Raw genomic sequence first — 21,140 nt, 5'->3', positions numbered from 1 at the left:
ATCAGGCGGCGAGATCGAGCGGCTGGATTTCGCCCGAGAGATATAGCCGCTTGGCCTTGGCGCGGCTGAGCTTGCCCGAACTGGTCCGTGGCAGAGTGCGCGGGGGCACCAGCTCGACGACGCAGTTCATGCCCGTGATCGAGCGCACCTTGTCCGAGATCTGATCGCGCAACCGCACCCGTTCCTCGGGATCGGAAACGCGGCAATGGACCAGCACGGCCGGTGCTTCCTCCCCGCTCTCGGTTTCGATCGAGAAGGCGGCGATATCCCCGTGATTGAACCCCGGGAGCTGTTCCACCGCCCACTCGATATCCTGCGGCCAGTGGTTCTTGCCGTTGATGATGATCATGTCCTTCGCCCGGCCGACGATGAACAGATAGCCTTCGGCCATGTAGCCCATGTCGCCGGTATCGAGCCATCCGTCGACGAGGCAGTCTTTGGTTGCCTCCTCGTTGCGGAAATAGGAGTGCATCACGCTTTCGCCGCGACACCAGACCTTGCCGATCTGCCGGTCGGACTTGGGGGCATCGTCCTCGCCGCGGATTTCAACATCCATGCCGGGCAAGGGTTTTCCGCAATTGACGATGGCGCGATAGCGCGCGGGCTTGGAAAGATCGCGCGGGCGGCCCGAAAGCCGTTCTTCCTCGACCAGTTCGACCCGGATACCTTCTCCCGGGGGCATGACCGTGACCGCGAGCGTGGCTTCGGCGAGGCCGTAACTCGGCGTGAAGGCCTTGGCTCGGAAGCCGGCCGGGGCAAAGGCGTTGACGAAATTCTGCATGACGTCGGGCCGGATCATGTCCGCGCCATTGCCCGCCGTGCGCCACCGCGACAGGTCGAACCGTTCGGCCACGTGGCTCTGGCTGGAAATCCTGCGCGCGCAGATGTCGTAGCCGAAAGTGGGCGAGTAGGAGAGCGTCGTCCCCTTGTTGCGGCTGATGAGATCGAGCCATGCCAGCGGCCGGCGCGCGAAATGCTCGGTCTTGAGGTAATCGACCGAGACCTGGTTAGCGATGACCGAAAGGAAGCAGCCGACCAGTCCCATGTCGTGATACCAGGGCAGCCAGCTTACCACCCGATCATCCGTGCCGATGTCCATCGACGCAGCATGGCCGTAGAGATTGTGCAGCAGCGCCCTGTGGGTCACCGCAACCCCGGTGGGGAAGCGGGTCGAGCCGCTGGAATATTGCAGATAGCAGATGTCCTCGGGTGTGGCCGTGGGCAGCTCGCATTCGGGGGCCGGTCGTTCCGCGAAGCTTTCCCAATCCTCGCCCGCGCAACCCTGCTTGTCCGCGGCGGCCTTGGCCATTTCCGCGATCTCGCGGGGATAAAGCAGGATCTTCGGGTCGCAGCTTTCGAGCTGAACCGCCAGCTGGTCGATGTAGCTCTCCTTACCGCCGAAGGTGGTCGGCAGGGGCAGCGGCACCGGCCAGGCTCCGACATAGACGCAGGCGCAGAACAGGGCGGCGAATTCCGGGCTGGTTTCGGCGACCAGAGCGACGCGGTCGTTCTTGACGATGCCGAGCGCTGCCATCCGGCGCGCCATCGTCATGGCGTCGTCGCGCATGCGGCTGTAGGGATAGGCGCAGGTCAATTCACCGCGCATATCGTGAAAATTAAGTCCCTTTCCGCTTCGCGCGGCGTAATCGATCGCCTCGCTGAAGGTCGAAAAGTCCGATCTGCGGCGCGGCAGATCGCAGTAGTTCGGCGTCGGCGTGAGAGCGGCGTCGGTCATATAAGCGGAAATACCCGTGATTTGTCAGCGCCTTGCGGCATCCTCATCTGGTTCCGGCAGTGCGCATCTGTGGTGCGATTGCCCGCAAACTTTCCCATTTGATAAGGACTGTGGCACGAATATGACCAATGGACCATAGTCGCCCTTCGCGCCGTCGCAATTCGCGCACGGCCAAGCCGCTCGACCGGGCGGCTCTGAAAGACCTCGCGATGGCCTATGTCGCCCGCTATGCGACGACCTCCGGCAAGCTTGGGCAATATCTCCGGCGCAAGCTGCGCGAACGGGATTGGATCGGGGACGACGCGCCTGAGGTCGACGGTCTGGTGGCGGAATTCGTCGAGCGCGGCTTCGTCGACGACGAGGGCTGGGCGCAGGCGCGCGCGGCGAACCTTTCTTCCCGGGGGTACGGACGCCGTCGCATCGGCGAGAGCCTGCGTGCCGCCGGGATCGGCGAGACCATTCGGGAAGGGACCGCTCCGGGCGAGGGCGAGGCCCGCGAAGCCGCGGTTCGTCTCGCGCGGCGCAGGCGTTTCGGGCCGTTTGGCGAGCCACTTGCCGGAGAGGACGGCGCCAAGCGCCGCGACAAGCAGCTTGCCGCGATGGCCCGGGCGGGGCATGATTTCGCCCATGCCCGCCGGGTGATCGAATCCCCCGGCGAAGACGATCTCGCGAACTGGATCGCCGAGGCCGAAAGCGACGAGGACACCGCCCGATGACCATTCGACTGACCGCCCCGTGCGCCGCACTTGCCGCCTTGGCCTTGACGGCCTGCTCGCCGCAGACGCAGGCCGAAGCCGCGCCGAGGGTCGAGGAGGCTCCTGCGACACATCCGGTCTCGGGCTTGCAGGTGATCCCCCTGACGGTGCGGACGGACAGCGAGGTGCACCGCTTCCGCGTCGAGGTGGCGCGCACTGCGGAGGAGCAGGCCCGCGGTCTGATGTTCCGGACCGAACTGGGGCCGAACGAGGGGATGATCTTCCCGAACGAGCCTCCACAGCCGCGCAGCTTCTGGATGAAGAACACACCTCTGCCGCTCGATATCATCTACATCGGGCCGGACCGGCGGATCCGCAACATCGCCGCCAAGACGACGCCGTATTCGACCGAATCGGTCCCCTCTGTCGGGGCAGTGGTCAATGTTTTGGAGATTCCGGGCGGGCGGGCTGCGGAACTGGGGATCGAGGCCGGGGATAGCGTCGAGTGGTAGGCCTGCTATCCCCGCTTGGACGCCGGACACCAATCGGCTAGGGCCCCGGTCCATGAGCATTTTCGGCAAGATCTTCACCTGGTGGGACGGGGCCACGATCGGCACGCTCCTCCACACGTCGCGCAAGGGCGAAAAGGTCGGGACCGATTCCCAGGGCAACGCCTATTATCGGTCCAAGCCTAAAGGGACGGAGCGCGAGCGCCGCTGGGTCATCTACGAGGGCGCGAACGATGCCAGCCGGGTCCCTTCCGAATGGCACGGCTGGCTGCACGGGGCATTCGACGACGTGCCGGAAAGCAATCTCCCGCCGCCGCGGATCTGGGAAACCGAATACACACCCAATGCCACCGGCACCGCCACTGCCTATCGCCCGGCCGGTGCGCTGGAGCGTGGTGGCAAGCGCGCGGCGGCGACGGGCGATTACGAAGCCTGGTCGCCGGACGCCTGAGCCGATGCGGCGCGCTGTCCTGACGCTTCTGCTGTTCGCTGGCGTGACGGCATGCGGCGAGGAACCGCCGGAACCCCGACCTGTCGAAACCGAAGTGCCGGAAGAACTGCAGGCGAATCGGCCGGCGCCCGCGGTCCCGGCCGAGGAGGCCGGCATCGGGACGCCGCTGGATGAGCGCGTCGCCACGCTGGGCGTGCTCAACAAGCGCAACAACGTCTCGCAGGACATCGAGATGTCTCCTGGGGAGACGCGGCGCATCGGCCCGGTGATCGTCCGCCTGCAGAGCTGCGAGCGCACGGCACCGTGGGAAATGCCGCAGGAAACCGGCGCTTTCGTGCAGGTCCATGTGCAGGACAGCGAGGGTGCGGATTTCCGCCGCATCTTCTCCGGCTGGCTGTTCAAGAACTCGCCCAGCCTCAACGTCGTCGAGCATCCGATCTACGATGTCTGGGTGAAGGACTGCGCGATGGACTTCCCCGGCGAGGAAGACGGCGACGAAGCCGACGACGAGGCCGAACAAGCCGAAGCGTAGCTGTGCCAGGTCTCTGGCAGGCTGGCGGCCGGTGTCCCACGCGCAGCCTTCAACCGTTCGAGATATTCGCTTTGCGGCATGCTCACCGCGCCCATTCGTTGCAGATGATCGGTCATGAACTGGCAGTCGAGCAGGCGATATCCAGCGGCGCGCATGCAGGCGACGAGCCAGGCGAGCGCCACCTTGCTGGCATCGGGAACGCGCGAGAACATGCTCTCGCCGCAGAACACCCTGTCGAACGCCACGCCGTAGAGCCCTCCCACGAGTTTGCCCTCGAGCCAGCATTCGAAGCTGTGCGCGTGCCCTGTGTGATAGAGCGCCAGATAGCTCGCTTCGATCCGGTGGCTGATCCAGCTCTCGGCATGTTCCTCGCGCGGCTCGGCGCAGGCGGCGATGATCGCGGGAAAATCCGCATCGCATGTGACCCGGAACCGGTCGCACCGGATTGTCTTGCGCAGCGATCGGGAGGGGCGAAAGCTCTCAAGCGGGATTATCGCGCGGCTGCGCGGCTCCACCCAGAACAGCTCCGGATCGTCACGGTGATCGGCCATCGGGAAAATTCCCGCGCGATAGGCGCTGAGGAGCAGTTCCGGCGGCACAGGCTGGGCGGGCATAACGGGCGCATGCATGGCGCCCTGCTTAGCATCGCATCGCGCACAAACACATTGTCTTGTCAGGTGCCATGCGCTCCTTTAGGGGCGCGGGCTTGCTGCAGGGGTGTAGCTCAGCTGGTAGAGCATCGGTCTCCAAAACCGAGGGCCACGGGTTCGAATCCTGTCACCCCTGCCATTTCTTCGAGATGGCCCAAGCGATTCACAAACATCTGGCTCCGCTGAAGGTCAGGTCCGTCCGACCGCTAGTGTCGAATGCGATGGCTCCAGCGCAATTCGCCGTGGTCTCCGGCGGGCTGGTTCAAGCCCGCCAGTAGAGCCTTTCGGGATTCGTCACGAGCAGCTTGCGCTGCAGCTCTTCCGTAATCGCGATGCGGGGAATGACGTCGACCAGCGTTCCGTCGTCGGGAACCCTGTGCTCCATGTTGGGATGCGGCCAGTCGGTCCCCCACAGGACACGGTCGGGAAAGGCTTCCACGATCGGTCGGACAACCTCCACGAAATCGTCGAATGGCGGCCCGTGGATCGAGAGCCGCTCGGCACCCGAGACCTTGGTCCAGATATGCGGATGCGTATCGAGCAGTGCCTTGAACGCCGCGATGTCGCGCCCGTCCGGACCCTGCGCGATGTCCGGGCGGCCGAGATGATCGACGACGACGATCGTAGGGATGGCCTCGAGAAAGGGCATCAGCTCCTCGAGCAGGTCCGCCTCGAAATAGACCACGACATGCCAGCCGAGGGGCTCGATCTGCCTTGCGATCTCGAGGAATTTATCCTTGGGGGCATGATCCACGAGTCGCTTCAGGAAGTTGAAGCGCACGCCGCGAATGCCCCCGGCGTGGAGCCGCTGCAATTCGTCCATGCCGATATCGGGATCGACCACCGCCACTCCTCGCGCTGCACCGTTCGACTTGGCGATGCCGGCCAGCGTCGCCGCATTGTCGGTGCCGTGGCAGCTCGCCTGGACGATCACGTTGCGGGAAAAGCCCAGTCTGTCGCGCAGTGCAAACAGCATCTCGGGCGTCGCGTCCTCGGGATGGTATTTGGCCTTGGGACTGAACGGGAAGTCCGCTTCGGGTCCGAACACGTGGACATGCGCATCCACCGCGCCGGGCGGCGGGACAAAACGCGGCGTGGATGGATTGTCGATCCAGGTCTTGCTGCGCGTCATCCGAACACCGCTCCATCCATAAGCTTACGCGCCGTGCGCAGCAATGCGGCGGACACCACCGCGCCATCCGCGTCGACTTCCAGCACGCAGGTCATCTCGCCGGTCGGATGCTCGACCGACAGCGTCTTGCGCTTCCCATCGGGGATCGTTGCCACTGCGGCCGCGGGCGAGCCGGCAATCAAACATGCGGTCGCGACCCCGACCGCGCCGAGCACCCCGATCGAGGCATGGGCGCGCTTGGGGATGAAGCTGCGCACGCTCACCGCGCCCCCGTGGCGCGGCGGGGCGACAAGCATGATCTTCGGCACCGACAATTCGGTCACATCTCCCAAGTTCATCATCGGCCCCGCTTTCAGCCGGATCGCTTCGATCCGGGCCTTCACGTCGTCCGCGTTGTCCAGCGTCTCGCGATCCTCGTAACCGGTGGCCCCGACGTCCGCCGCTTTGAGCACGATGCACGGCATGCCATTGTCGATCAGGGTGCACGGCACACCGTCGATCTCGTCGACCGCGTTCCCGCTGGGCAGCAAGGCGCCGCACGTCGACCCCGCGGTATCGCGAAATTCGATCGGGATCGGCGCTGCGCTGCCGGGCACGCCATCGATCCGCGCATCGCCCGCATAGGTCACCTGCCCGCCGGGCGTGGAGACTGTCGCGACGGCAGTCTGGCCGGTGTTCTCCATGTGGATCGTCACGCGCGTCTCGTCGCCCTTCACCTGCACCAGTCCGCGTTCGATTCCGAAGGGGCCCACGCCGGCGAGCAAGTTGCCGCAATTCTGCTTGTCGGTCACGATCGCTTCATCGACGAACACTTGCAGGAACAGGTAATCCAGATCGACGCCTTCGCGCGCCGACTTGGCCACCACTGCGACCTTGCTCGCAAGCGGATCGGCGCCGCCCATGCCGTCGATCTGGCGGGGGTCGGGCGATCCCATCATGCGCAGCAGAAACGCATCGCGCTGCGCCGTATCGGCAGGCAGATCGCTCTTCAGGAAATAGCCGCCCTTCGATGTGCCGCCGCGCATCCACATGCAGCGCACGCCATCATTCATAGCGCAGCCCCATCGCCTCCAGCTTGCCGCGCATGCCGTAGATATCGAGACCCAGCTCGCCCGCGGCCAGGCGCTGGCGCTTCTCCTCTTCCTTCGCCTCGCGTTCGCGCGCCTTTTCGAGCACCCTTTCGGCATCGCCGCGTTTCACCACGCACACGCCATCGTCATCCGCCACGATCACGTCTCCGGGTTCGATCGCCGCGCCGGCACAGACGATCGGCACATTGACGGACCCGAGCGTCGCCTTGACCGTGCCTTGCGAAAAGACCGCCTTCGACCAGACCGGGAACCTCATTTCGGTCAGGTCGCGCACGTCGCGCACGCCCGCATCGATCACCAGCCCACGGCACCCGCGCGCCATCGCGGAGGTGGCGAGCAGATCGCCGAAATATCCGTCCTCGCAGGGGGATGTGGGGGCCAGGACCATGATGTCGCCCTCCCGCAATTGCTCGATCGCGACATGGATCATCCAGTTGTCGCCCGGCGGGGCGGAAATGGTAACGGCAGAGCCCGCAATCCGTGCGCCCGGGTAGATTGGCCGGATGCGGCTGGCGAGCAGACCGGAGCGACCCTGGGCCTCGTGCACGGTCGCGACGCCGCAGGCGGCGAGCCCGTCCACGACTTCGGGATCCGCCCGTTCGATGTTGCGTATCACGCGTCCAGTCATGTGCACCTCCGAGGCGGTCGCTCCTCGCGTGGCTCTTCCCTGGCAACAAGCAGAAAGCCTGTTCTCGCGATAAGTTTTTGCTATGTCCCGTCGCGATGGACCCCTTTTCCCTCAATCTCCGGCATATCCGCGCACTGTCCGAAATCGTGACCCGCGGCAGCGTTAGCGCTGCCGCCGAGAGCGTTCACCTGAGCCAGCCCGCTCTCACGCAAGGCATTGCCAAGATGGAGCGGCAACTGGGGCTGCGATTGTTCGAGCGCGGCACCAAGGGTATGGAACCGACGCCGGAAGGATTGCTCCTCGCCGAGCGCGCGGCTGCGGCTATTCGCCACCTTCGCGGCGGAGGTCGCGGTGCGCGGGGCATGGCCCACCCCGAACAGCTGTTGACGGCGACACAGTTGCGGGCTTTCGTTGCCCTGGTCGATAACGGTAGCTTCGCCGCGGCGGCGCAGGCGACCGGGCAATCGCAACCTGCGCTTCATCGAGCGGTACGCGATCTGGAGCAGCTGTTCGCGCTGCCTCTGGTGGAGCGGCGGGGGCGTACCGTGGCATTGACCGGCGCCGGGCAGAAACTTGCGCGCGCGGCCCGGTTGGCTGCCTCCGAGCTGACAGCGGGAATTGCCGAAACGCATCCCGAGGAGGACCGTCGGGGTGGCCGCATCATTGTCGGGGCGATGCCACTGTGCCGCGCATTGGTTTTGCCGCGTGCGATCTCCCGCTTTGTTCGCGCGTGGCCACGCGCCAAGATCGATGTGATCGAAGGGTCGTGGAGAGAGCTGGTCGATCCCTTGCGGGACGGGGAAATCGATCTCATGATCGGCGCGCTGCGCGACGATGATCCGCCCGATCTGGTCCAGTCGCCGCTGATGATCGATCGGCTCGCCGTTATCGGTCGCGCGAACCATCCCTTGACGGGCCGAGCCCCGGCGCTGCCCGATCTTGCGCGCTATCCGTGGATCGTCGGCAATGCCGGAAGCCCGCTGCGGGCGCATTGGGAAACGCTGTTCGACGAGGGCGTCGCGCCCGACGCGCCGATCGAATGCGGGTCGGTGATGGTCATCCGCAGTGTGCTGGCCGAAAGCGACTTTCTTACATTGCTTTCGGTCGATCAGGTGGCGCTGGAACTCGACGCGGGGATGCTCGGGATTATTGCCGGACCGCTCGAGCGGGTGGTCCGTACCATCGGTATCAGCCGACGTGCCAGTTGGCGGCCCACGCGCGCTCAAAGCGAGCTGATCGCGCTGGTGGAGGAGGTCGCTCGCGAAACCAGAATTTCGGAAAATCAATAGGCTTCGCGGGCTTCCGATTGGCGTCGTCGGCAAGTCGCTCCCAGATTGTAAGCGATGCAGACGATTTCCTTCATCGGTTTCGGAGAGGCGGGCCAGGCGTTTGCGGCGGATTGGCCGCCAATGCTGGCGAATGCCCGCGCGTACGATGTGAAGACCGACAGTCCGCCGACGCGCGCAGCCAAGTTTGCAGACTATTCGGCATGCGCGGTCGAGGGTTGCGAAACACGCGCCGACGCGCTCGCTGGTGCCGATGCGGTCTTTTCGCTGGTCACGGCGGACAGCGCTCTCGCCGCTGCCGAGGCGGGTGCGCCGCATCTGACGCGGGGGGCGCTCTGGCTGGACATGAACAGCGTTGCGCCGGAGACCAAGCGCGCAGCGGCGGCCGGAGTCGAACGTGCGGGAGGGCGTTACGTCGACGTGGCGGTGATGGCCCCGGTCCATCCCGCTCGCCGCAATGTGCCTCTGCTTGTTTCCGGGCCGCATGCCGAAGCGGGGGCCGGGCTGTTGCGTACGGTCGGATTCGGCAAGGTCCGCATCGTCGATGGGCCGGTGGGTGCCGCGTCCGCGATCAAGATGATCCGGTCGGTAATGGTGAAGGGCATGGAGGCGCTCAGCGCCGAATGCATCCTCGCCGCGGAGGCGGCCGGCGTGCTCGACGAGGTAGTCGCCTCGCTGGAAGCCACTCCGCCCGAGAGTTTCGCGCAGCAGGTCGATTACAATCTGGAGCGCATGATGCTCCACGGCCTGCGCCGCGCAGCCGAGATGGAAGAAGTGGTCAAGACGTTGGACGGGCTGGGCACCGGCAGCGCGATGTCCCGCGGAACGGTGGAGGGCCAGCGTGACATCGGTTCTCGGACGCTGCCTCCGATAGCCGGTCTGCGCGCGAAGCTTGCGGCGCTGCTCGGCGAGGAAGCGGAGCGCGCCGCATGACGCTGATCATCGACTGTCACGGCCACTATACCACCGCACCCGCCGCCCACAGCGACTGGCGCGAAAAGCAGAAGGGGGCCTACCGGGCCGGGGAAACCCCGCCACCTTATCCCGACATCTCCGACGACCAGATTCGCGAAACGCTGGAGGCGAACCAGCTGCGGCTGCTGCGCGAGCGCGGTGCGGACATGACGCTGTTCAGCCCGCGGGCCTCGGCGATGGCACCGCATATCGGCGACGAGGCGGTGGCCAAGGTTTGGTCGCGGGCCAACAACGACCTGATCAAGCGATGCGTGGATCTCTATCCGGAGACGTTCGTCGGCGTGTGCATGTTGCCGCAGAGCCCCAAGGCGGACATGGCTGGATCGGTCGCGGAGCTCGAACGGTGCGTGACCGAACTCGGTTTCGTGGGATGCAATCTCAATCCCGATCCGGGCGGCGGAAAGTTCGAACATCCGCCGCTCACCGATCGCTACTGGTATCCTTTCTACGAGAAGATGGCCGAGCTTGACGTTCCGGCGATGATCCACGTTTCGGGCAGCTGCAACCCCGGTATGCACGCGACCGGCGCCTATTACATCGCCGCCGACACGCTGGCCTTCATGCAGTTGATCGAGGGCGATCTGTTCGCCGATTTTCCCACATTGCGCTTCATCATCCCGCACGGTGGCGGCGCGGTTCCCTACCATTGGGGCCGTTATCGCGGACTGGCCGACATGCTCAAGCAGCCCAGCCTCGATCGGCATGTGATGAACAACGTGTTCTTCGACACCTGCGTCTATCACCAGCCTGGCATCGATCTGCTGGCCGAAGTGATCGAGACCAAGAACATCCTGTTCGGCAGCGAGATGGTGGGGGCGGTGCGCGGCATCGACCCGCAGACCGGGCAGTATTTCGACGACACCAAGCGCTACGTCGACAGCCTCGATCTTTCCGACGCGGATCGCCACGCGATCTACGAGGGCAATGCCCGCCGCGTCTTCCCGCGTCTCGACGCCCAACTGAAGGAACGCGGCCTGTGACCGGACCTCGCGACATCCATGCCTACCTCGCCGAGTTCGAGGACATTCCCGGCACCCGCGTGTTCACCGCCAGCCGCGCGCGGCAGGGATACAAGCTCAACCAGTTCGCGATGAGCCTCATGAAGCCGGAGAACCGCGAGCGCTGGAAGGCGGACGAGCGCGCCTATCTGGAAGATTGGAATCTTACGCCGGAACAGGAAGCGGCGGTGCTGTCGCGCGATTACAATGCGCTGCTCGACCTGGGCGGCAACATCTATTTCCTCGCCAAGGTCTTTTCCACCGACGGGCTCAGCTTCGTTCAGGCGGTCAGCACGATGACCGGCGTTTCGGTGGAGGAATATCAGGCGATGATGAACGCGGGCGGGCGTTCACCCGACGGGGTCCGATCCATCAGGGAGAAGCGCTGACATGGCCCGAATCACCGCCGGAGTTGCCACAAGCCACGTACCTCTGCTGGGCGTCGCGCACGACCAGAAGAAGGATCGCGACGCCTATTTCGGACCGATTTTCGCAGGTTACGACTGGACCCGCGAATGGGAGAGATCGGAGAAACCCGATGTCGTGATCCTGGTCTACAACGATCACGCATCGGCCTTCGACATGAGGATCATTCCGACTTTCGCGATCGGATGCGGCGAACGCTACGCCCCCGCCGACGAAGGCTGGGGCCCGCGCCAAGTGCCCGACGTGATCGGCCACCCCGATCTCGCATGGCACGTCGCCCAGAGCCTGATCCTAGACGAATTTGACATGACGATTATCAACGAGATGGACGTCGATCACGGCCTCACCGTGCCGCTTTCCATGATGTTCGGCGATGTCGCCGAATGGCCGGTCAAGGTGATCCCGCTCGCGGTCAATGTCGTCACTTATCCGCCCCCGTCGGGCAATCGGTGCTGGGCGCTGGGCGAGGCGATCCGCACGGCGGTGGCAAGTTACGACGAAGATCTGAACGTGCAGATCTGGGGCACCGGCGGAATGAGCCACCAGCTCCAGGGTCCGCGCGCCGGGCTGATCAATCGCGAATGGGACAACCGTTTCCTCGATGGCCTGATCGGTGACGGCGATGCGCTGCGCCACATTCCGCATATCGAATATCTGCGCGAGACCGGGTCCGAAGGGATCGAGATGGTGATGTGGCTCATCATGCGCGGCGCGCTCGGCGACCGGACGCAGGCCTTGCACCGCCATTACCACGTCCCGTGCAGCAATACCGCGATCGGCCATCTCGTGCTGCGCCCCGACAATGGCGAGGGATTCGACATGACGGGTAGCAGCGCCGCCGAGCTCGTGGCGGCGCGATAGCAACTCGCTTCCTCCGCGGAGGGACCAAGAAAGGATAGACTATGAAAATCGCCCTCGCAGGCGCCGGCGCTTTCGGCGAAAAGCATCTCGACGGCCTCAAGAACATCGCCGACGTCGAAGTAATTTCGCTCGTCGGCCGCAGGCTCGAACCCACTCGGGCGATGGCTGACAAATACGGTATCGGCCACGCCTGCACCGATCTCGCCGAGGCGCTCGAACAGCCCGGGCTGGACGCGGTGATCCTGTGCACGCCCACGCAGATGCATGCCGAACAAGCGATACAATGCATGGATGCGGGCAAGCATGTCGAGGTCGAAATTCCGCTGTGCGACAATCTCGCCGATGGCGAGGCGGTGCTGGAGAAGCAGAAGGAGACAGGCCTCGTTTGCATGGTCGGGCACACCCGGCGCTTCAATCCCAGCCACCAGTGGGTGAAAAAGCGGATCGAGGCCGGCGAGCTGACGATCCAGTCGATGGACGTGCAGACCTTCTTCTTCCGCCGGGAAAACAAGAATGCCAAGGGCGAGCCGCGCAGCTGGACCGACCACCTGCTGTGGCACCACGCCGCCCATACGATCGACATTTTCCAGTACATGACCGGCGAAGAGATGGTCGACATGCATGTGCTCGAAGGGCCCAAACACCCCGAGCTGGGCATCGCGATGGACATGTCGATCCAGATGAAATCGGCCAAGGGCCAGATCCTTACGCTGGCGCTCAGCTTCAACAACGACGGGCCGCTGGGCACTTTTTTCCGCTACATCTGCGACAAGGGCACGTACATCGCGCGCTACGACGATCTGGTAACGGGCCGCGAGGAAGCGATCGACGTGTCGGACGTGGACGTCTCGATGAACGGTATCGAGCTGCAGGACCGCGAATTCATCGCCGCGATCCGCGAAGGGCGCGAGCCCAATTCCAGCGTCGCGCAGGTCATGCCGTGCTACCGCGCACTCGACCGGCTCGAGAAGCAGCTCGCCGGGGGATGAAACGCCAGGTCGCGATTATCGGCGCCGGGCCTTCGGGCATGCTGCTCGGCCATTTGCTGCGGCAGGCCGGCGTCGACTGCATCGTGCTGGAGCGGCAATCGGCCGACTATGTGCTGGGCCGGATCCGCGCGGGCGTGCTGGAGACCGTGACCACCGATCTGATGCGGCAGCTCGGCCTCGACGGGCGGATGAACGCCGAGGGCATGATCGAGGGCGGGTTCAACCTTGCCGATGGCGAACGCCGCATCCGGATCGATATCGAGGCGCTCACCGGACGGCACGTCATGGTCTATGGTCAGACCGAACTGACCCGCGACCTCATGGATGCCGCCCCGGATCGCGACCTCGAGGTCATCTACGGCGCGGATGCCGTGACGCTGCACGACATCGATGGCGAAGCGCCCTTCGTGACTTACGTGAAGGACCGCGACACGCATCGCATCGAGGTGGATTTCATCGCCGGCTGCGACGGGTTCCACGGCCCTTCGCGCAAGGCCATCCCGGGATCGGCTGTCCGTGAATTCGAGCGCGAATATCCGTTCGGATGGCTCGGCATCTTGGCGGACGTGCCGCCCTGCCATTCCGAGCTGATCTATTCGAACGGGCCTCGCGGTTTCGCGCTCGCCTCGATGCGCTCGCCGTCGCGGAGCCGTTACTACATCCAGGTCCCGCTCACCGACCGTCTCGAAGACTGGCCCGAAAGCAGGCTCTGGGACGAACTCGCACTTCGCTTCGATCCCATAAGCGAGCGTGGCGTCACGCGCGGTGCGGCGCTCGAGATGTCGATCGCGCCGCTGCGCTCCTACGTCTTCGAGACGATGCGCCACGGTCGCCTGTTCCTCGCCGGAGACGCGGCGCATATCGTGCCGCCCACCGGGGCGAAGGGCCTCAACCTCGCCGCCTCGGACATCGCCTATCTCTCGCAGGCGCTGATCGCCCATTATTCGAAAGGGGACGGCAGTGGCCTCGAGAGCTATCAAGACCGCGCCCTGTCGCGCGTGTGGAAGGCAGAACGCTTCAGTTGGTATCTCACCAAGCTGATGCACCGCTTTCCGGAAGACGGCACGTTCGAACACCGGATGCAGATCGCCGAGCTCGACTACGTCGCTGCCTCGCCGGCGATGCAGGAGTCTATTGCCGAAAACTACGTCGGCCTGCCGCTCTAGAGCCGTATCTAGGAAGAAGATGACCATACCCAAACGCCAGCTCGGGCCCTTTACCGTATCTGCCGTCGGGCTGGGGTGCATGAACCTGAGCCATGCCTACGATGTCGTGCCTTCCGTCCAGGATGCCGCGCAGCTGCTCGACCGTTCGCTCGATCTGGGCGTCACGCTGCTCGACACCGCGGCGCTCTATGGCATGGGCGATAACGAACGGCTGCTCGGCAAGGCCGTCGGGCATCGCCGCAACGACTTCACCCTCGCGAGCAAATGTGTCCTGTTCGGCAAGGACGGCAAAAGGGTGCTGGACGGATCGCCTGCTGCGATCGCAGATACGCTCGAGGCATCGCTCGAGCGGCTGCAGACCGATCATATCGATCTCTATTATCTCCATCGGCTCGATCGGAACGTGCCGATCGAGGATTCGGTCGGCGCGCTCGTCCGCGCGAAGGAAGCAGGGAAGATCGGCGCGATCGGGCTCAGCGAGATGTCGGCCGAAACCATTCGCCGGGCGCATGCGGTTCACACGATTGCGGCCGTGCAATCGGAATACTCGCCGATGGTGCGCAACCCCGAAATCGCCGTCCTCGACGCATGTCGAGAACTCGGGATCGGCTTCGTCGCCTTCTCGCCGCTGGCACGCGGGATGCTGGCGGGTTCCGTGCGCGGCGACGATTACGTGGAAGGCGACATCCGCGCCAATATGCCGCGCTTTTCCGGCGATGCGCTCGCCCACAACCTTTCACTGGCAGATCGGTTTTTCGCGCTTGCCGGAGAGGCAGGGTGCACGCCGGGCCAACTCGCGCTCGCCTGGCTGTTGGCGAAGGGGGATCACATCGTGGCGATACCCGGCACACGGCGGGTCGAACGCGTGGAGGAAAACCTCGGGGCCGCAAAGATCGCGCTGTCGCCGGATACGGTCGAACAGATCGATGAACTGTTCGTTCCGGGTGCGGTGCATGGTCCGCGCTATCTTGCAGGCGCGCAGGCCCAGATCGACACCGAGACCTTCCCCGACGAGGAATTGGCCGCGGGTTGACGGCGAACGCCCCGTTTCAGGCGATCATCGCGCCTGTTCGCCGTCGATCATCTGCTGATCGGGCCCTCCGAGGATCAGCGCATCGAGTGCGACGACGCCTTGGCCCTCGGCAAATACCACAACCGGATTGAGATCGATTTCGCGGATCGACGGCGTACCGGACAGGACCTCGCCTAGTCGGGCGATCAATTCAGCCACCGCCTTCACGTCCAGCGCAGGCGATCCGCGATAACCATCGAGCAGCGCGCCCTGTTTCAGGGAACGCAGTTCCGCTGCTATCTCGTCGGTCGGCAGGTCGTGCGGGATCAGTCTGACATCGTGCAGCAGTTCAGCTGTCACGCCGCCGAACCCCACCAGGATCACGGGTCCCCATTCCGGATCGTTCCGCGCTCCGACGATAAGCTCGGTGCCGCGTGCTCCCATCGCCTCGACCAAAACGCCATCCAGTGCGATCGATGCGTCGAATGCCTCGACGTTTGCGAACAAGCTGCTCCATGCAGCCTCCAGAGCCGCATCGTCCGCGATATTCAGCAAGACACCCCCGGCATCGCTCTTGTGGCTAAGGGCTGCCGATTGTGCCTTCAGCACGACAGGATAGCCGACCCGGCCAGCGATCGCCTTCGCTTCTTCCGCGGTTCTGGCGAATGCGCCTTCGGGAAAGGGAATCCCGGTGGAAGCGAGCAATTCCTTGGCGCGGTATTCCGGTACGACGCCGCCGGGCAGCTCGATCTCCACAGCCGCCGTATCGGTCCTGTCGAATGACTTCTCGGCGCGTTTGGAAAGGTATCGCAGGGCTCTGAAGGCGCGGTCGGCCGATGGGAAATACGGCACTCCGAGCGCATGCAGACCATCGATATATTCCGCCGGAACCGGCGCACCATCGTCGAGCCCGGCGAATATCACCGGCTTGTCCGGGTCCAGGGCCTTCACAGCTTCGATGATCGGAGCGAATTTGCGGGCCGACGTGGCCTCGTCGGTCTGAATTATCGCCAGCACCAGCGCCGCGAACCGATCATCGCTCAGCAAGGGCTCGATGGTGCGGCGATAGAGATCGGGATCGACGAGCGCCTGCGCCGTCAAATCCATCGGGTTGGACACGGGGATGAAATCCGGGATTCCGGCGCGCATCGCCTTCGCGGTGGCACCCTCGACCTGCGGCAGCTCGAGCCCGATGCGCTCCGCCAGGTCCAACGTCAGCGCCTTGAACGCACCGGATTCGGTCAAGACCGCCGTTCCCCCCGGCCGTACCGGCTTGGCGCGGGCGACGATGTCGATCACGTCGCCCAGCGCCTCCAGATCCTCGACCAATATGACCCCGGCTCGCTCTACCTTGGCCTTCATGAGCTGCCAGTCGCCGGCGATGGCGCCGGTATGTGTGGCTGCACTCTCCCGCGCGGCGCTCGAGGTCCCCGGGTGCAGCAGGACGATATGCTTGCCTGCGGATCGGGCCCGCTCGGCGAGTGCCAAGAAGCGGGCGGGTTTGCGGAACTGTTCGACGATCATCGCGATCGCCGGAGTAGCGGGGTCGTCGATCAGGTGAGCGACATAGTCCTCAACCCCCGACGCCGCCTCGTTCCCGGTCGAGACAGATACGGTGATGCCCAGCCCCTTGGCGATCAGCGTGGTTCCCAGCACCACGGCCATCGCGCCCGATTGGCTGACGATGCCGACCGCGGGCTTGCCAGCCAGCTCGAGTACCGGCGTCTCGACGAAGGTCAGCGGTATACCGGCTTGATGGTTGATCAGCCCGAGGCAGTTCGGCCCCTCGACCACCATGCCGTGCTCCCGTGCGATCCGCGCCACTTCGGCTTGGGCGGCGATGCCTTCGTCGCCGCCTTCGGCAAACCCGGCCGAGAAGATGATCGCCGCGCCCACCCCGCGCGCAGCCAGCGCCTGGATTGCGGGCAGAACCGCGGGCCCGGGGATCGCGAGGACGGCTGCATCGATTCCCTGCGGAAGCTCTTCGATGGATTTCAGGCACGGACGCCCGTCGATCTCGTCGCGCTTCGGGTTGATGAGATGGATTTCGCCCGCAAAGCCATGCCGGTCGAGGTTGCGCAGCACCGAATTGCCGAGCGCGCCGGGCGTGGGCGAGGCACCCACGATCACGACCGAACGCGGGGCGAGGAGGCGGGCAAGATCGGGCATCGGGTTCGCTTCTTCTCGAGCGCCTTCCCTTCGGGCAGGGCGCTGCAAGTCCATTACGCCTCCACGCGGTCCTTGTCGTAGGCGCCGAGGCCGGGCTTGTAGCTCTTCTCGTCGATGAACTGCTTGATGCCTTCCTTGCGGCCGTCATTGTCGAAGCTGTTGGCAGCTTCTTGCGCCCGGATGAGGTAATCCTCGGCGTCGTCATAACTCATGATGCCGACGCGGCGGACGGCGTCCTTGGTTGCCTTGAGCGCGACCGGATTCTTCTTGAGCAGCACGTTCGCAACTTCGGTCACGCGATCCTTGAGCTGGGCCAGCGGCAGCGATTCATTGACCAGGCCCCATTCCGCCGCGGTCTTGCCGTCGATATTCTCGCCCATCATCGCGTGATACATCGCCTTGCGGAAAGGCATCAGCTCGGTTGCGACCTTCGTCGCGCCGCCGCCCGGCAAGATGCCCCAGTTGATTTCGGACAGGCCGAACTGCGCGTCGTCGGCGGCAAAGGCGAGGTCGCAAGCGAATAGCGGCCCATACGCTCCGCCGAAGCACCAGCCGTTGACCATCGCGAGGGTCGGCTTCTGATACCACCGCAGGCGGCGCCACCAGCCATAGGCCTCCCGCTGCGCCTGACGGCTGGCACCCAGACCTTGCGCCTCGGTTTCGCGGAAATATTCCTTGAGGTCCATGCCGGCGCAAAAGGCCTCGCCTTCGCCGGTCAGCACCAGCACGCCGACATCGTCGCGGAACTCCAGCGCGTCGAGCACCTCCATCATGTCGCGGTTCAGCGTCGGGCTTTGTGCATTGCGCTTGTCCGGGCGGTTGTACTTCACCCAGGCGATCCCGGCTTCAACGCTGTATGCGACGACGCCGTTTGTGCTCAGTTCGGTCATGGAATGTCCTTCAGTCTTGACGCGCCGCCCAAGTGGCGACCCGAAAATTGGTTCTTCGTCAGATCGGATAGTGACCCGGCTCGGTCTCGATGGTGATCCAGCGAAGTTCGGTGAAGCTGTCGATGCCAGCGCGGCCGCCGAACCTGCCATAGCCCGACGCCTTGACTCCGCCGAACGGCATCTGCGCCTCGTCGTGAACCGTCGGTCCGTTGACGTGGCAGATGCCGGACTTGATCTGTCGCGCGACCTTGAGCCCGCGAGCAGTGTCGCGTGTGAAGACCGAAGCCGAAAGCCCGTATTCGGTGTCATTCGCCAGTTCGATTGCATGATCCTCGTCGCGGGCGCGGATCACGCCGACGACGGGACCGAAGCTTTCGTCGCGAAACAGCTTCATGTCCGGGGTCACCTTGTCGATGACGTGTGCGGGCATCAATACGCCCCCGCCCTTACTCAAGACATCGCCGCCGTTCACCTGCACCGCGCCGTTCGAAACCGCCTCGGCGATCAGCGACCGCACATGCCCGACGGTCTTGCTGTCGACCACCGCGCCCAGCGGAGTCTTGCCCTCGCGCGGGTCGCCGACCGGCATCGTTCCGACCTTCGCCGCGAACTTGTCCACGAACGCATCGGCGATGCTGTCGACGACGATGATCCTCTCGGTCGACATACAGATCTGGCCTTGGTTCATGAACGCACCGAACGCGGCGGCCTTGACCGCTTCGTCGATGTCGGCGTCCTCAAGCACGATCAGTGGCGCCTTCCCGCCAAGTTCGAGCAGAACCGGCTTGAGATGATCCGCCGCCCGCTTCGCGATGATCCGCCCGACTGCGGTCGAACCGGTGAAATTGATCCGGCGCACATGGGCATTGTCGATCAAGGCGCCGACGATTTCGGCCGCATCCTTCGGGGCGTTGGTGACGATGCTGACTGCCCCTTCGGGCAATCCCGCTTCGGCAAACGCTTCGGCGATCAGGCTATGGGTGCGCGGGCATTGCTCGCTCGCCTTCAGCACCACGGTGTTGCCGCAAGCGAGCGGCACCGCGATCGCGCGCACGCCGAGAATGATCGGCGCGTTCCACGGCGCAATTCCCAGAATGACCCCGACCGGCTCGCGCAGCGCCATCGCGATGCAACCGGGTTTGTCCGACGGGATGATTTCGCCCCCGATCTGGGTGGTGAGCGCGGCAGCCTCGCGCACCATGCCGGCGGCAAGCATTAGGTTGAACCGCGCCCACCCCTCGGTCGCACCGATCTCGTCCATCATCGCCTCGACGAACGCGTCAGCCTTGGCCTCAAGCGCATCCGCGGCCTTGTTGAGTGCGGCACGGCGGGCATTCGGACCCAAATTCGACCATGCCGGGAAGGCCGCCGCCGCCGCCTCGGCCGCAGCATCGGCGTCTCCGACACTTGCGGCCATGGCGGTCGTCGCCACCTCGCCGGTTAGTGGATTCAGCCGGGTGAAAGTGGCGGAACCGGTGCGTTCGGGGGCAATAGTCGCCATGGTCGCTCTCCTCGAATTAGTTATGCTATATAGCTAAAAAGATTGGTGCGCAAGTCTTCGCCGTCAGGTCGTTGGCGCCTCGGGCTGCTGCCAGCCGCGCAGTCCGAAAAGTGCAAGGGCGGCGATGGTCGATCCAAGACCCATGAGAATCGCGACGGTTTGCAGCTGATATCCCGCGGCGAATAGGAAGCCGGCCAGTGCCGGTGCCAGCGCCGAACCTCCACGTCCGATCCCGATCACAAAACCCGTCGCGGTTGCTCGCGTCCCGGTCGGGAAGGACTGGGCTATCAATGCGTACAGACCGACGACGCCCGCATTGGTGGCGAAGCCCGCAAGGGCGGCCACCAGCGACAGACCCGTCAGATCGTCCGCGCCCCGCCCGAACAGGATCACGAGCGCGGTGGATCCGATCATCGCGAAGATGGTGAGACCGAGCAGCCGCACACGCGCCGTCAAGAGACCCAGAAGCAGTGAGCCGCTGGCCCCGCCTATGCTCGCCCAGACGAGGACACCGGCGGCGGTGGACAGCACGAAACCCATGTCGACGACGATCTTCGGAATCCATTTCAGAATGAAATAGAACGTCATGATGTGAGTGAGGTAGGCGATGGTCAGCAACAGGGTGGCGCGGACAAGCGCCGGTGTGAACAGGGCGACAAGCGGAGCCTTGTCGCTCTTGGTCTCGGGCTCGGGCAGCGCATCGATCGCCGGGTGTCCCATTCGCGCCAGGGTTCGGTTGATGCGGCGCAGTGCATCGGGGGGGCGCTTGTGCATCAGGAATGCGATCGATTCCGGGGCCCGCCAAAGCACGATCGGAACGAAGCACAGGCTCGCGACGGCCCCGAAGACGAAAACCGCTCTCCAATCGAAATAGTTCAGCAGGACGGCCGAGATCAGGCCTCCGACGATCGTGCCCACCGGATATCCCGCCGCCATCAGCACGACCGCAAGGGAGCGCCGTCTGTCGTTCGCCGCCTCTGCGACGGCGGCGTTCGTCGAGGCGAGCATTCCGCCGATCCCCAGACCCGTCAGCACTCGCCAGGCCGAAAGCGTGGTGACCTCGTCAGCCGTCGAGGCACCCAGCATTCCGATGGTCATCAAGGCGAGACAGCCCAGGATCGTGGCGCGGCGACCGATCCGGTCGGCCACGCCGCCCAGCAGCAAGGAGCCGACCGCCATGCCGACGAGCTCCATCGACAACACGATGCCCAGCGCGGCACGGTCGATCCCCCATTCCGCCGCAATTCCGGGCGAAGCGAAACTGATGGACAGTACATCGAAACCGTCGAGAGCGTTGAGGCCTATCATCGTCCCGACGACACCCCACTGGAAGCGCGACATGGGCGCGCGCTGGATGACTACCCGCGGATCCGTGGACATGTCCTCTCCTGGCCTTTCAATTCCCGCTCACTGCGGTCGAATGCTACGCTTTGTAAACAGTTCG

General features: G+C 64.7%; 21 protein-coding genes and 1 tRNA gene. 13 read left to right on the top strand and 9 right to left on the bottom strand.

From position 1 onward, the window contains the following. Position 1 precedes the first annotated feature (1 nt). Positions 2–1,735: a fatty acyl-AMP ligase gene (locus ACGHN1_RS08795; protein WP_390550406.1), complete on the bottom strand. Its 1,734-nt coding sequence runs from the start codon at positions 1,733–1,735 to the stop codon at positions 2–4. A 128-nt stretch (positions 1,736–1,863) separates the two neighbouring features. Between ACGHN1_RS08795 and ACGHN1_RS08790 the strand changes: the two genes are divergently transcribed. Genes ACGHN1_RS08790 through ACGHN1_RS08775 form a run of 4 tightly spaced genes read left to right on the top strand, consistent with a single transcriptional unit; the run spans position 1,864 to position 3,922 of the window. After that, a complete protein-coding gene (locus ACGHN1_RS08790) occupies positions 1,864–2,451 on the top strand; it encodes a regulatory protein RecX (RefSeq protein ID WP_390550404.1) in 588 nt (195 codons plus the stop codon). Then, on the top strand, positions 2,448–2,942 hold the full coding sequence (locus ACGHN1_RS08785) for a DUF192 domain-containing protein (protein ID WP_390550402.1): 495 nt from the start codon (positions 2,448–2,450) through the stop codon (positions 2,940–2,942). The genes ACGHN1_RS08790 and ACGHN1_RS08785 overlap by 4 nt, the downstream gene beginning before the upstream one ends. Before the next feature lie 52 nt (positions 2,943–2,994). Beyond that, positions 2,995–3,390: an NADH:ubiquinone oxidoreductase subunit NDUFA12 gene (locus ACGHN1_RS08780; protein WP_390550400.1), complete on the top strand. Its 396-nt coding sequence runs from the start codon at positions 2,995–2,997 to the stop codon at positions 3,388–3,390. Positions 3,391–3,394: 4 nt separating this feature from the next. Further along, positions 3,395–3,922: a DUF2155 domain-containing protein gene (locus ACGHN1_RS08775; protein WP_390550398.1), complete on the top strand. Its 528-nt coding sequence runs from the start codon at positions 3,395–3,397 to the stop codon at positions 3,920–3,922. Here ACGHN1_RS08775 and aat read toward each other — a convergent pair. Further along, positions 3,829–4,536: a leucyl/phenylalanyl-tRNA--protein transferase gene (gene aat / locus ACGHN1_RS08770; RefSeq protein WP_390550396.1), complete on the bottom strand. Its 708-nt coding sequence runs from the start codon at positions 4,534–4,536 to the stop codon at positions 3,829–3,831. The genes ACGHN1_RS08775 and aat overlap by 94 nt on opposite strands. A gap of 99 nt (positions 4,537–4,635) precedes the next feature. Here aat and ACGHN1_RS08765 point away from each other — a divergent pair. Next, positions 4,636–4,711: transfer RNA gene (locus ACGHN1_RS08765), tRNA-Trp, on the top strand. A 123-nt stretch (positions 4,712–4,834) separates the two neighbouring features. On the opposite strand, the gene ACGHN1_RS08760 is transcribed toward ACGHN1_RS08765, so the two are convergent. The 3 genes from ACGHN1_RS08760 to ligK are packed head-to-tail and all read right to left on the bottom strand — an operon-like array spanning position 4,835 to position 7,423. After that, complete coding sequence (locus ACGHN1_RS08760; protein WP_390550394.1) at positions 4,835–5,704, bottom strand: amidohydrolase family protein; 870 nt, start codon at positions 5,702–5,704, stop codon at positions 4,835–4,837. After that, positions 5,701–6,756, bottom strand: coding sequence for a 4-oxalomesaconate tautomerase (locus ACGHN1_RS08755; protein ID WP_390550392.1), 1,056 nt, complete (start codon positions 6,754–6,756; stop codon positions 5,701–5,703). Before ACGHN1_RS08755 ends, ACGHN1_RS08760 begins: the two co-directional genes overlap by 4 nt. Next, positions 6,749–7,423 carry a 4-carboxy-4-hydroxy-2-oxoadipate aldolase/oxaloacetate decarboxylase gene (ligK, locus tag ACGHN1_RS08750; protein ID WP_390550390.1) on the bottom strand — a complete coding sequence of 225 codons (675 nt, stop codon included), beginning with the start codon at positions 7,421–7,423 and terminating at the stop codon, positions 6,749–6,751. Before ligK ends, ACGHN1_RS08755 begins: the two co-directional genes overlap by 8 nt. A 95-nt stretch (positions 7,424–7,518) precedes the next feature. Here ligK and ACGHN1_RS08745 point away from each other — a divergent pair, with 95 nt between their 5' ends. Genes ACGHN1_RS08745 through ACGHN1_RS08710 form a run of 8 tightly spaced genes read left to right on the top strand, consistent with a single transcriptional unit; the run spans position 7,519 to position 15,157 of the window. Next, positions 7,519–8,712, top strand: coding sequence for a LysR family transcriptional regulator (locus ACGHN1_RS08745; RefSeq protein ID WP_390550388.1), 1,194 nt, complete (start codon positions 7,519–7,521; stop codon positions 8,710–8,712). A gap of 54 nt (positions 8,713–8,766) precedes the next feature. Then, positions 8,767–9,642, top strand: a complete 876-nt coding sequence (locus tag ACGHN1_RS08740) for a DUF1932 domain-containing protein (RefSeq protein ID WP_390550386.1) — start codon at positions 8,767–8,769, stop codon at positions 9,640–9,642. Continuing rightward, a complete protein-coding gene (locus ACGHN1_RS08735) occupies positions 9,639–10,664 on the top strand; it encodes an amidohydrolase family protein (RefSeq protein ID WP_390550384.1) in 1,026 nt (341 codons plus the stop codon). Before ACGHN1_RS08740 ends, ACGHN1_RS08735 begins: the two co-directional genes overlap by 4 nt. Beyond that, on the top strand, positions 10,661–11,071 hold the full coding sequence (gene ligA / locus ACGHN1_RS08730; RefSeq protein WP_390550382.1) for a protocatechuate 4,5-dioxygenase subunit alpha: 411 nt from the start codon (positions 10,661–10,663) through the stop codon (positions 11,069–11,071). The genes ACGHN1_RS08735 and ligA overlap by 4 nt, the downstream gene beginning before the upstream one ends. A 1-nt stretch (position 11,072) precedes the next feature. After that, the gene (locus tag ACGHN1_RS08725; RefSeq protein ID WP_390550380.1) at positions 11,073–11,969 is read left to right on the top strand and encodes a class III extradiol dioxygenase subunit beta; all 897 of its coding nucleotides are present in this window, start codon (positions 11,073–11,075) and stop codon (positions 11,967–11,969) included. Positions 11,970–12,010: 41 nt separating this feature from the next. Continuing rightward, on the top strand, positions 12,011–12,958 hold the full coding sequence (locus ACGHN1_RS08720) for a Gfo/Idh/MocA family oxidoreductase (protein WP_390550378.1): 948 nt from the start codon (positions 12,011–12,013) through the stop codon (positions 12,956–12,958). Further along, a complete protein-coding gene (gene pobA / locus ACGHN1_RS08715) occupies positions 12,955–14,124 on the top strand; it encodes a 4-hydroxybenzoate 3-monooxygenase (protein WP_390550376.1) in 1,170 nt (389 codons plus the stop codon). The genes ACGHN1_RS08720 and pobA overlap by 4 nt, the downstream gene beginning before the upstream one ends. 19 nt (positions 14,125–14,143) lie before the next feature. Next, positions 14,144–15,157: an aldo/keto reductase gene (locus ACGHN1_RS08710; protein WP_390550374.1), complete on the top strand. Its 1,014-nt coding sequence runs from the start codon at positions 14,144–14,146 to the stop codon at positions 15,155–15,157. Between the two features lie 24 nt (positions 15,158–15,181). Here ACGHN1_RS08710 and ACGHN1_RS08705 read toward each other — a convergent pair whose 3' ends face one another. From ACGHN1_RS08705 to ACGHN1_RS08690, 4 genes are all read right to left on the bottom strand, one after another. Then, positions 15,182–17,305: an acetate--CoA ligase family protein gene (locus tag ACGHN1_RS08705; protein ID WP_390550372.1), complete on the bottom strand. Its 2,124-nt coding sequence runs from the start codon at positions 17,303–17,305 to the stop codon at positions 15,182–15,184. 53 nt (positions 17,306–17,358) lie between these two features. Then, positions 17,359–18,195: a p-hydroxycinnamoyl CoA hydratase/lyase gene (locus ACGHN1_RS08700; RefSeq protein WP_390550910.1), complete on the bottom strand. Its 837-nt coding sequence runs from the start codon at positions 18,193–18,195 to the stop codon at positions 17,359–17,361. A 58-nt stretch (positions 18,196–18,253) separates the two neighbouring features. Then, complete coding sequence (locus ACGHN1_RS08695) at positions 18,254–19,696, bottom strand: aldehyde dehydrogenase (protein WP_390550370.1); 1,443 nt, start codon at positions 19,694–19,696, stop codon at positions 18,254–18,256. Positions 19,697–19,759: 63 nt separating this feature from the next. Next, positions 19,760–21,076 carry an MFS transporter gene (locus tag ACGHN1_RS08690; protein ID WP_390550368.1) on the bottom strand — a complete coding sequence of 439 codons (1,317 nt, stop codon included), beginning with the start codon at positions 21,074–21,076 and terminating at the stop codon, positions 19,760–19,762. Between the last annotated feature and the right edge of the window lie 64 nt (positions 21,077–21,140).

This window comes from Qipengyuania sp. MTN3-11, from assembly GCF_042851825.1.
GTDB lineage: Bacteria > Pseudomonadota > Alphaproteobacteria > Sphingomonadales > Sphingomonadaceae > Qipengyuania.
The sequence above is the reverse complement of the archived record's forward strand: the minus strand, read 5'-3'. Positions and strand labels throughout refer to the sequence as shown.

Coding starts and splice junctions, on each gene's coding strand:
- ACGHN1_RS08795 (WP_390550406.1), bottom strand. CDS start 1,735: ATGACCGACGCCGCTCTCACGCCGACGCCGAACTACTGCGATCTGCCG.
- ACGHN1_RS08790 (WP_390550404.1), top strand. CDS start 1,864: ATGGACCATAGTCGCCCTTCGCGCCGTCGCAATTCGCGCACGGCCAAG.
- ACGHN1_RS08785 (WP_390550402.1), top strand. CDS start 2,448: ATGACCATTCGACTGACCGCCCCGTGCGCCGCACTTGCCGCCTTGGCC.
- ACGHN1_RS08780 (WP_390550400.1), top strand. CDS start 2,995: ATGAGCATTTTCGGCAAGATCTTCACCTGGTGGGACGGGGCCACGATC.
- ACGHN1_RS08775 (WP_390550398.1), top strand. CDS start 3,395: ATGCGGCGCGCTGTCCTGACGCTTCTGCTGTTCGCTGGCGTGACGGCA.
- aat (WP_390550396.1), bottom strand. CDS start 4,536: ATGCCCGCCCAGCCTGTGCCGCCGGAACTGCTCCTCAGCGCCTATCGC.
- ACGHN1_RS08760 (WP_390550394.1), bottom strand. CDS start 5,704: ATGACGCGCAGCAAGACCTGGATCGACAATCCATCCACGCCGCGTTTT.
- ACGHN1_RS08755 (WP_390550392.1), bottom strand. CDS start 6,756: ATGAATGATGGCGTGCGCTGCATGTGGATGCGCGGCGGCACATCGAAG.
- ligK (WP_390550390.1), bottom strand. CDS start 7,423: ATGACTGGACGCGTGATACGCAACATCGAACGGGCGGATCCCGAAGTC.
- ACGHN1_RS08745 (WP_390550388.1), top strand. CDS start 7,519: ATGGACCCCTTTTCCCTCAATCTCCGGCATATCCGCGCACTGTCCGAA.
- ACGHN1_RS08740 (WP_390550386.1), top strand. CDS start 8,767: ATGCAGACGATTTCCTTCATCGGTTTCGGAGAGGCGGGCCAGGCGTTT.
- ACGHN1_RS08735 (WP_390550384.1), top strand. CDS start 9,639: ATGACGCTGATCATCGACTGTCACGGCCACTATACCACCGCACCCGCC.
- ACGHN1_RS08725 (WP_390550380.1), top strand. CDS start 11,073: ATGGCCCGAATCACCGCCGGAGTTGCCACAAGCCACGTACCTCTGCTG.
- ACGHN1_RS08720 (WP_390550378.1), top strand. CDS start 12,011: ATGAAAATCGCCCTCGCAGGCGCCGGCGCTTTCGGCGAAAAGCATCTC.
- pobA (WP_390550376.1), top strand. CDS start 12,955: ATGAAACGCCAGGTCGCGATTATCGGCGCCGGGCCTTCGGGCATGCTG.
- ACGHN1_RS08710 (WP_390550374.1), top strand. CDS start 14,144: ATGACCATACCCAAACGCCAGCTCGGGCCCTTTACCGTATCTGCCGTC.
- ACGHN1_RS08705 (WP_390550372.1), bottom strand. CDS start 17,305: ATGCCCGATCTTGCCCGCCTCCTCGCCCCGCGTTCGGTCGTGATCGTG.
- ACGHN1_RS08700 (WP_390550910.1), bottom strand. CDS start 18,195: ATGACCGAACTGAGCACAAACGGCGTCGTCGCATACAGCGTTGAAGCC.
- ACGHN1_RS08695 (WP_390550370.1), bottom strand. CDS start 19,696: ATGGCGACTATTGCCCCCGAACGCACCGGTTCCGCCACTTTCACCCGG.
- ACGHN1_RS08690 (WP_390550368.1), bottom strand. CDS start 21,076: ATGTCCACGGATCCGCGGGTAGTCATCCAGCGCGCGCCCATGTCGCGC.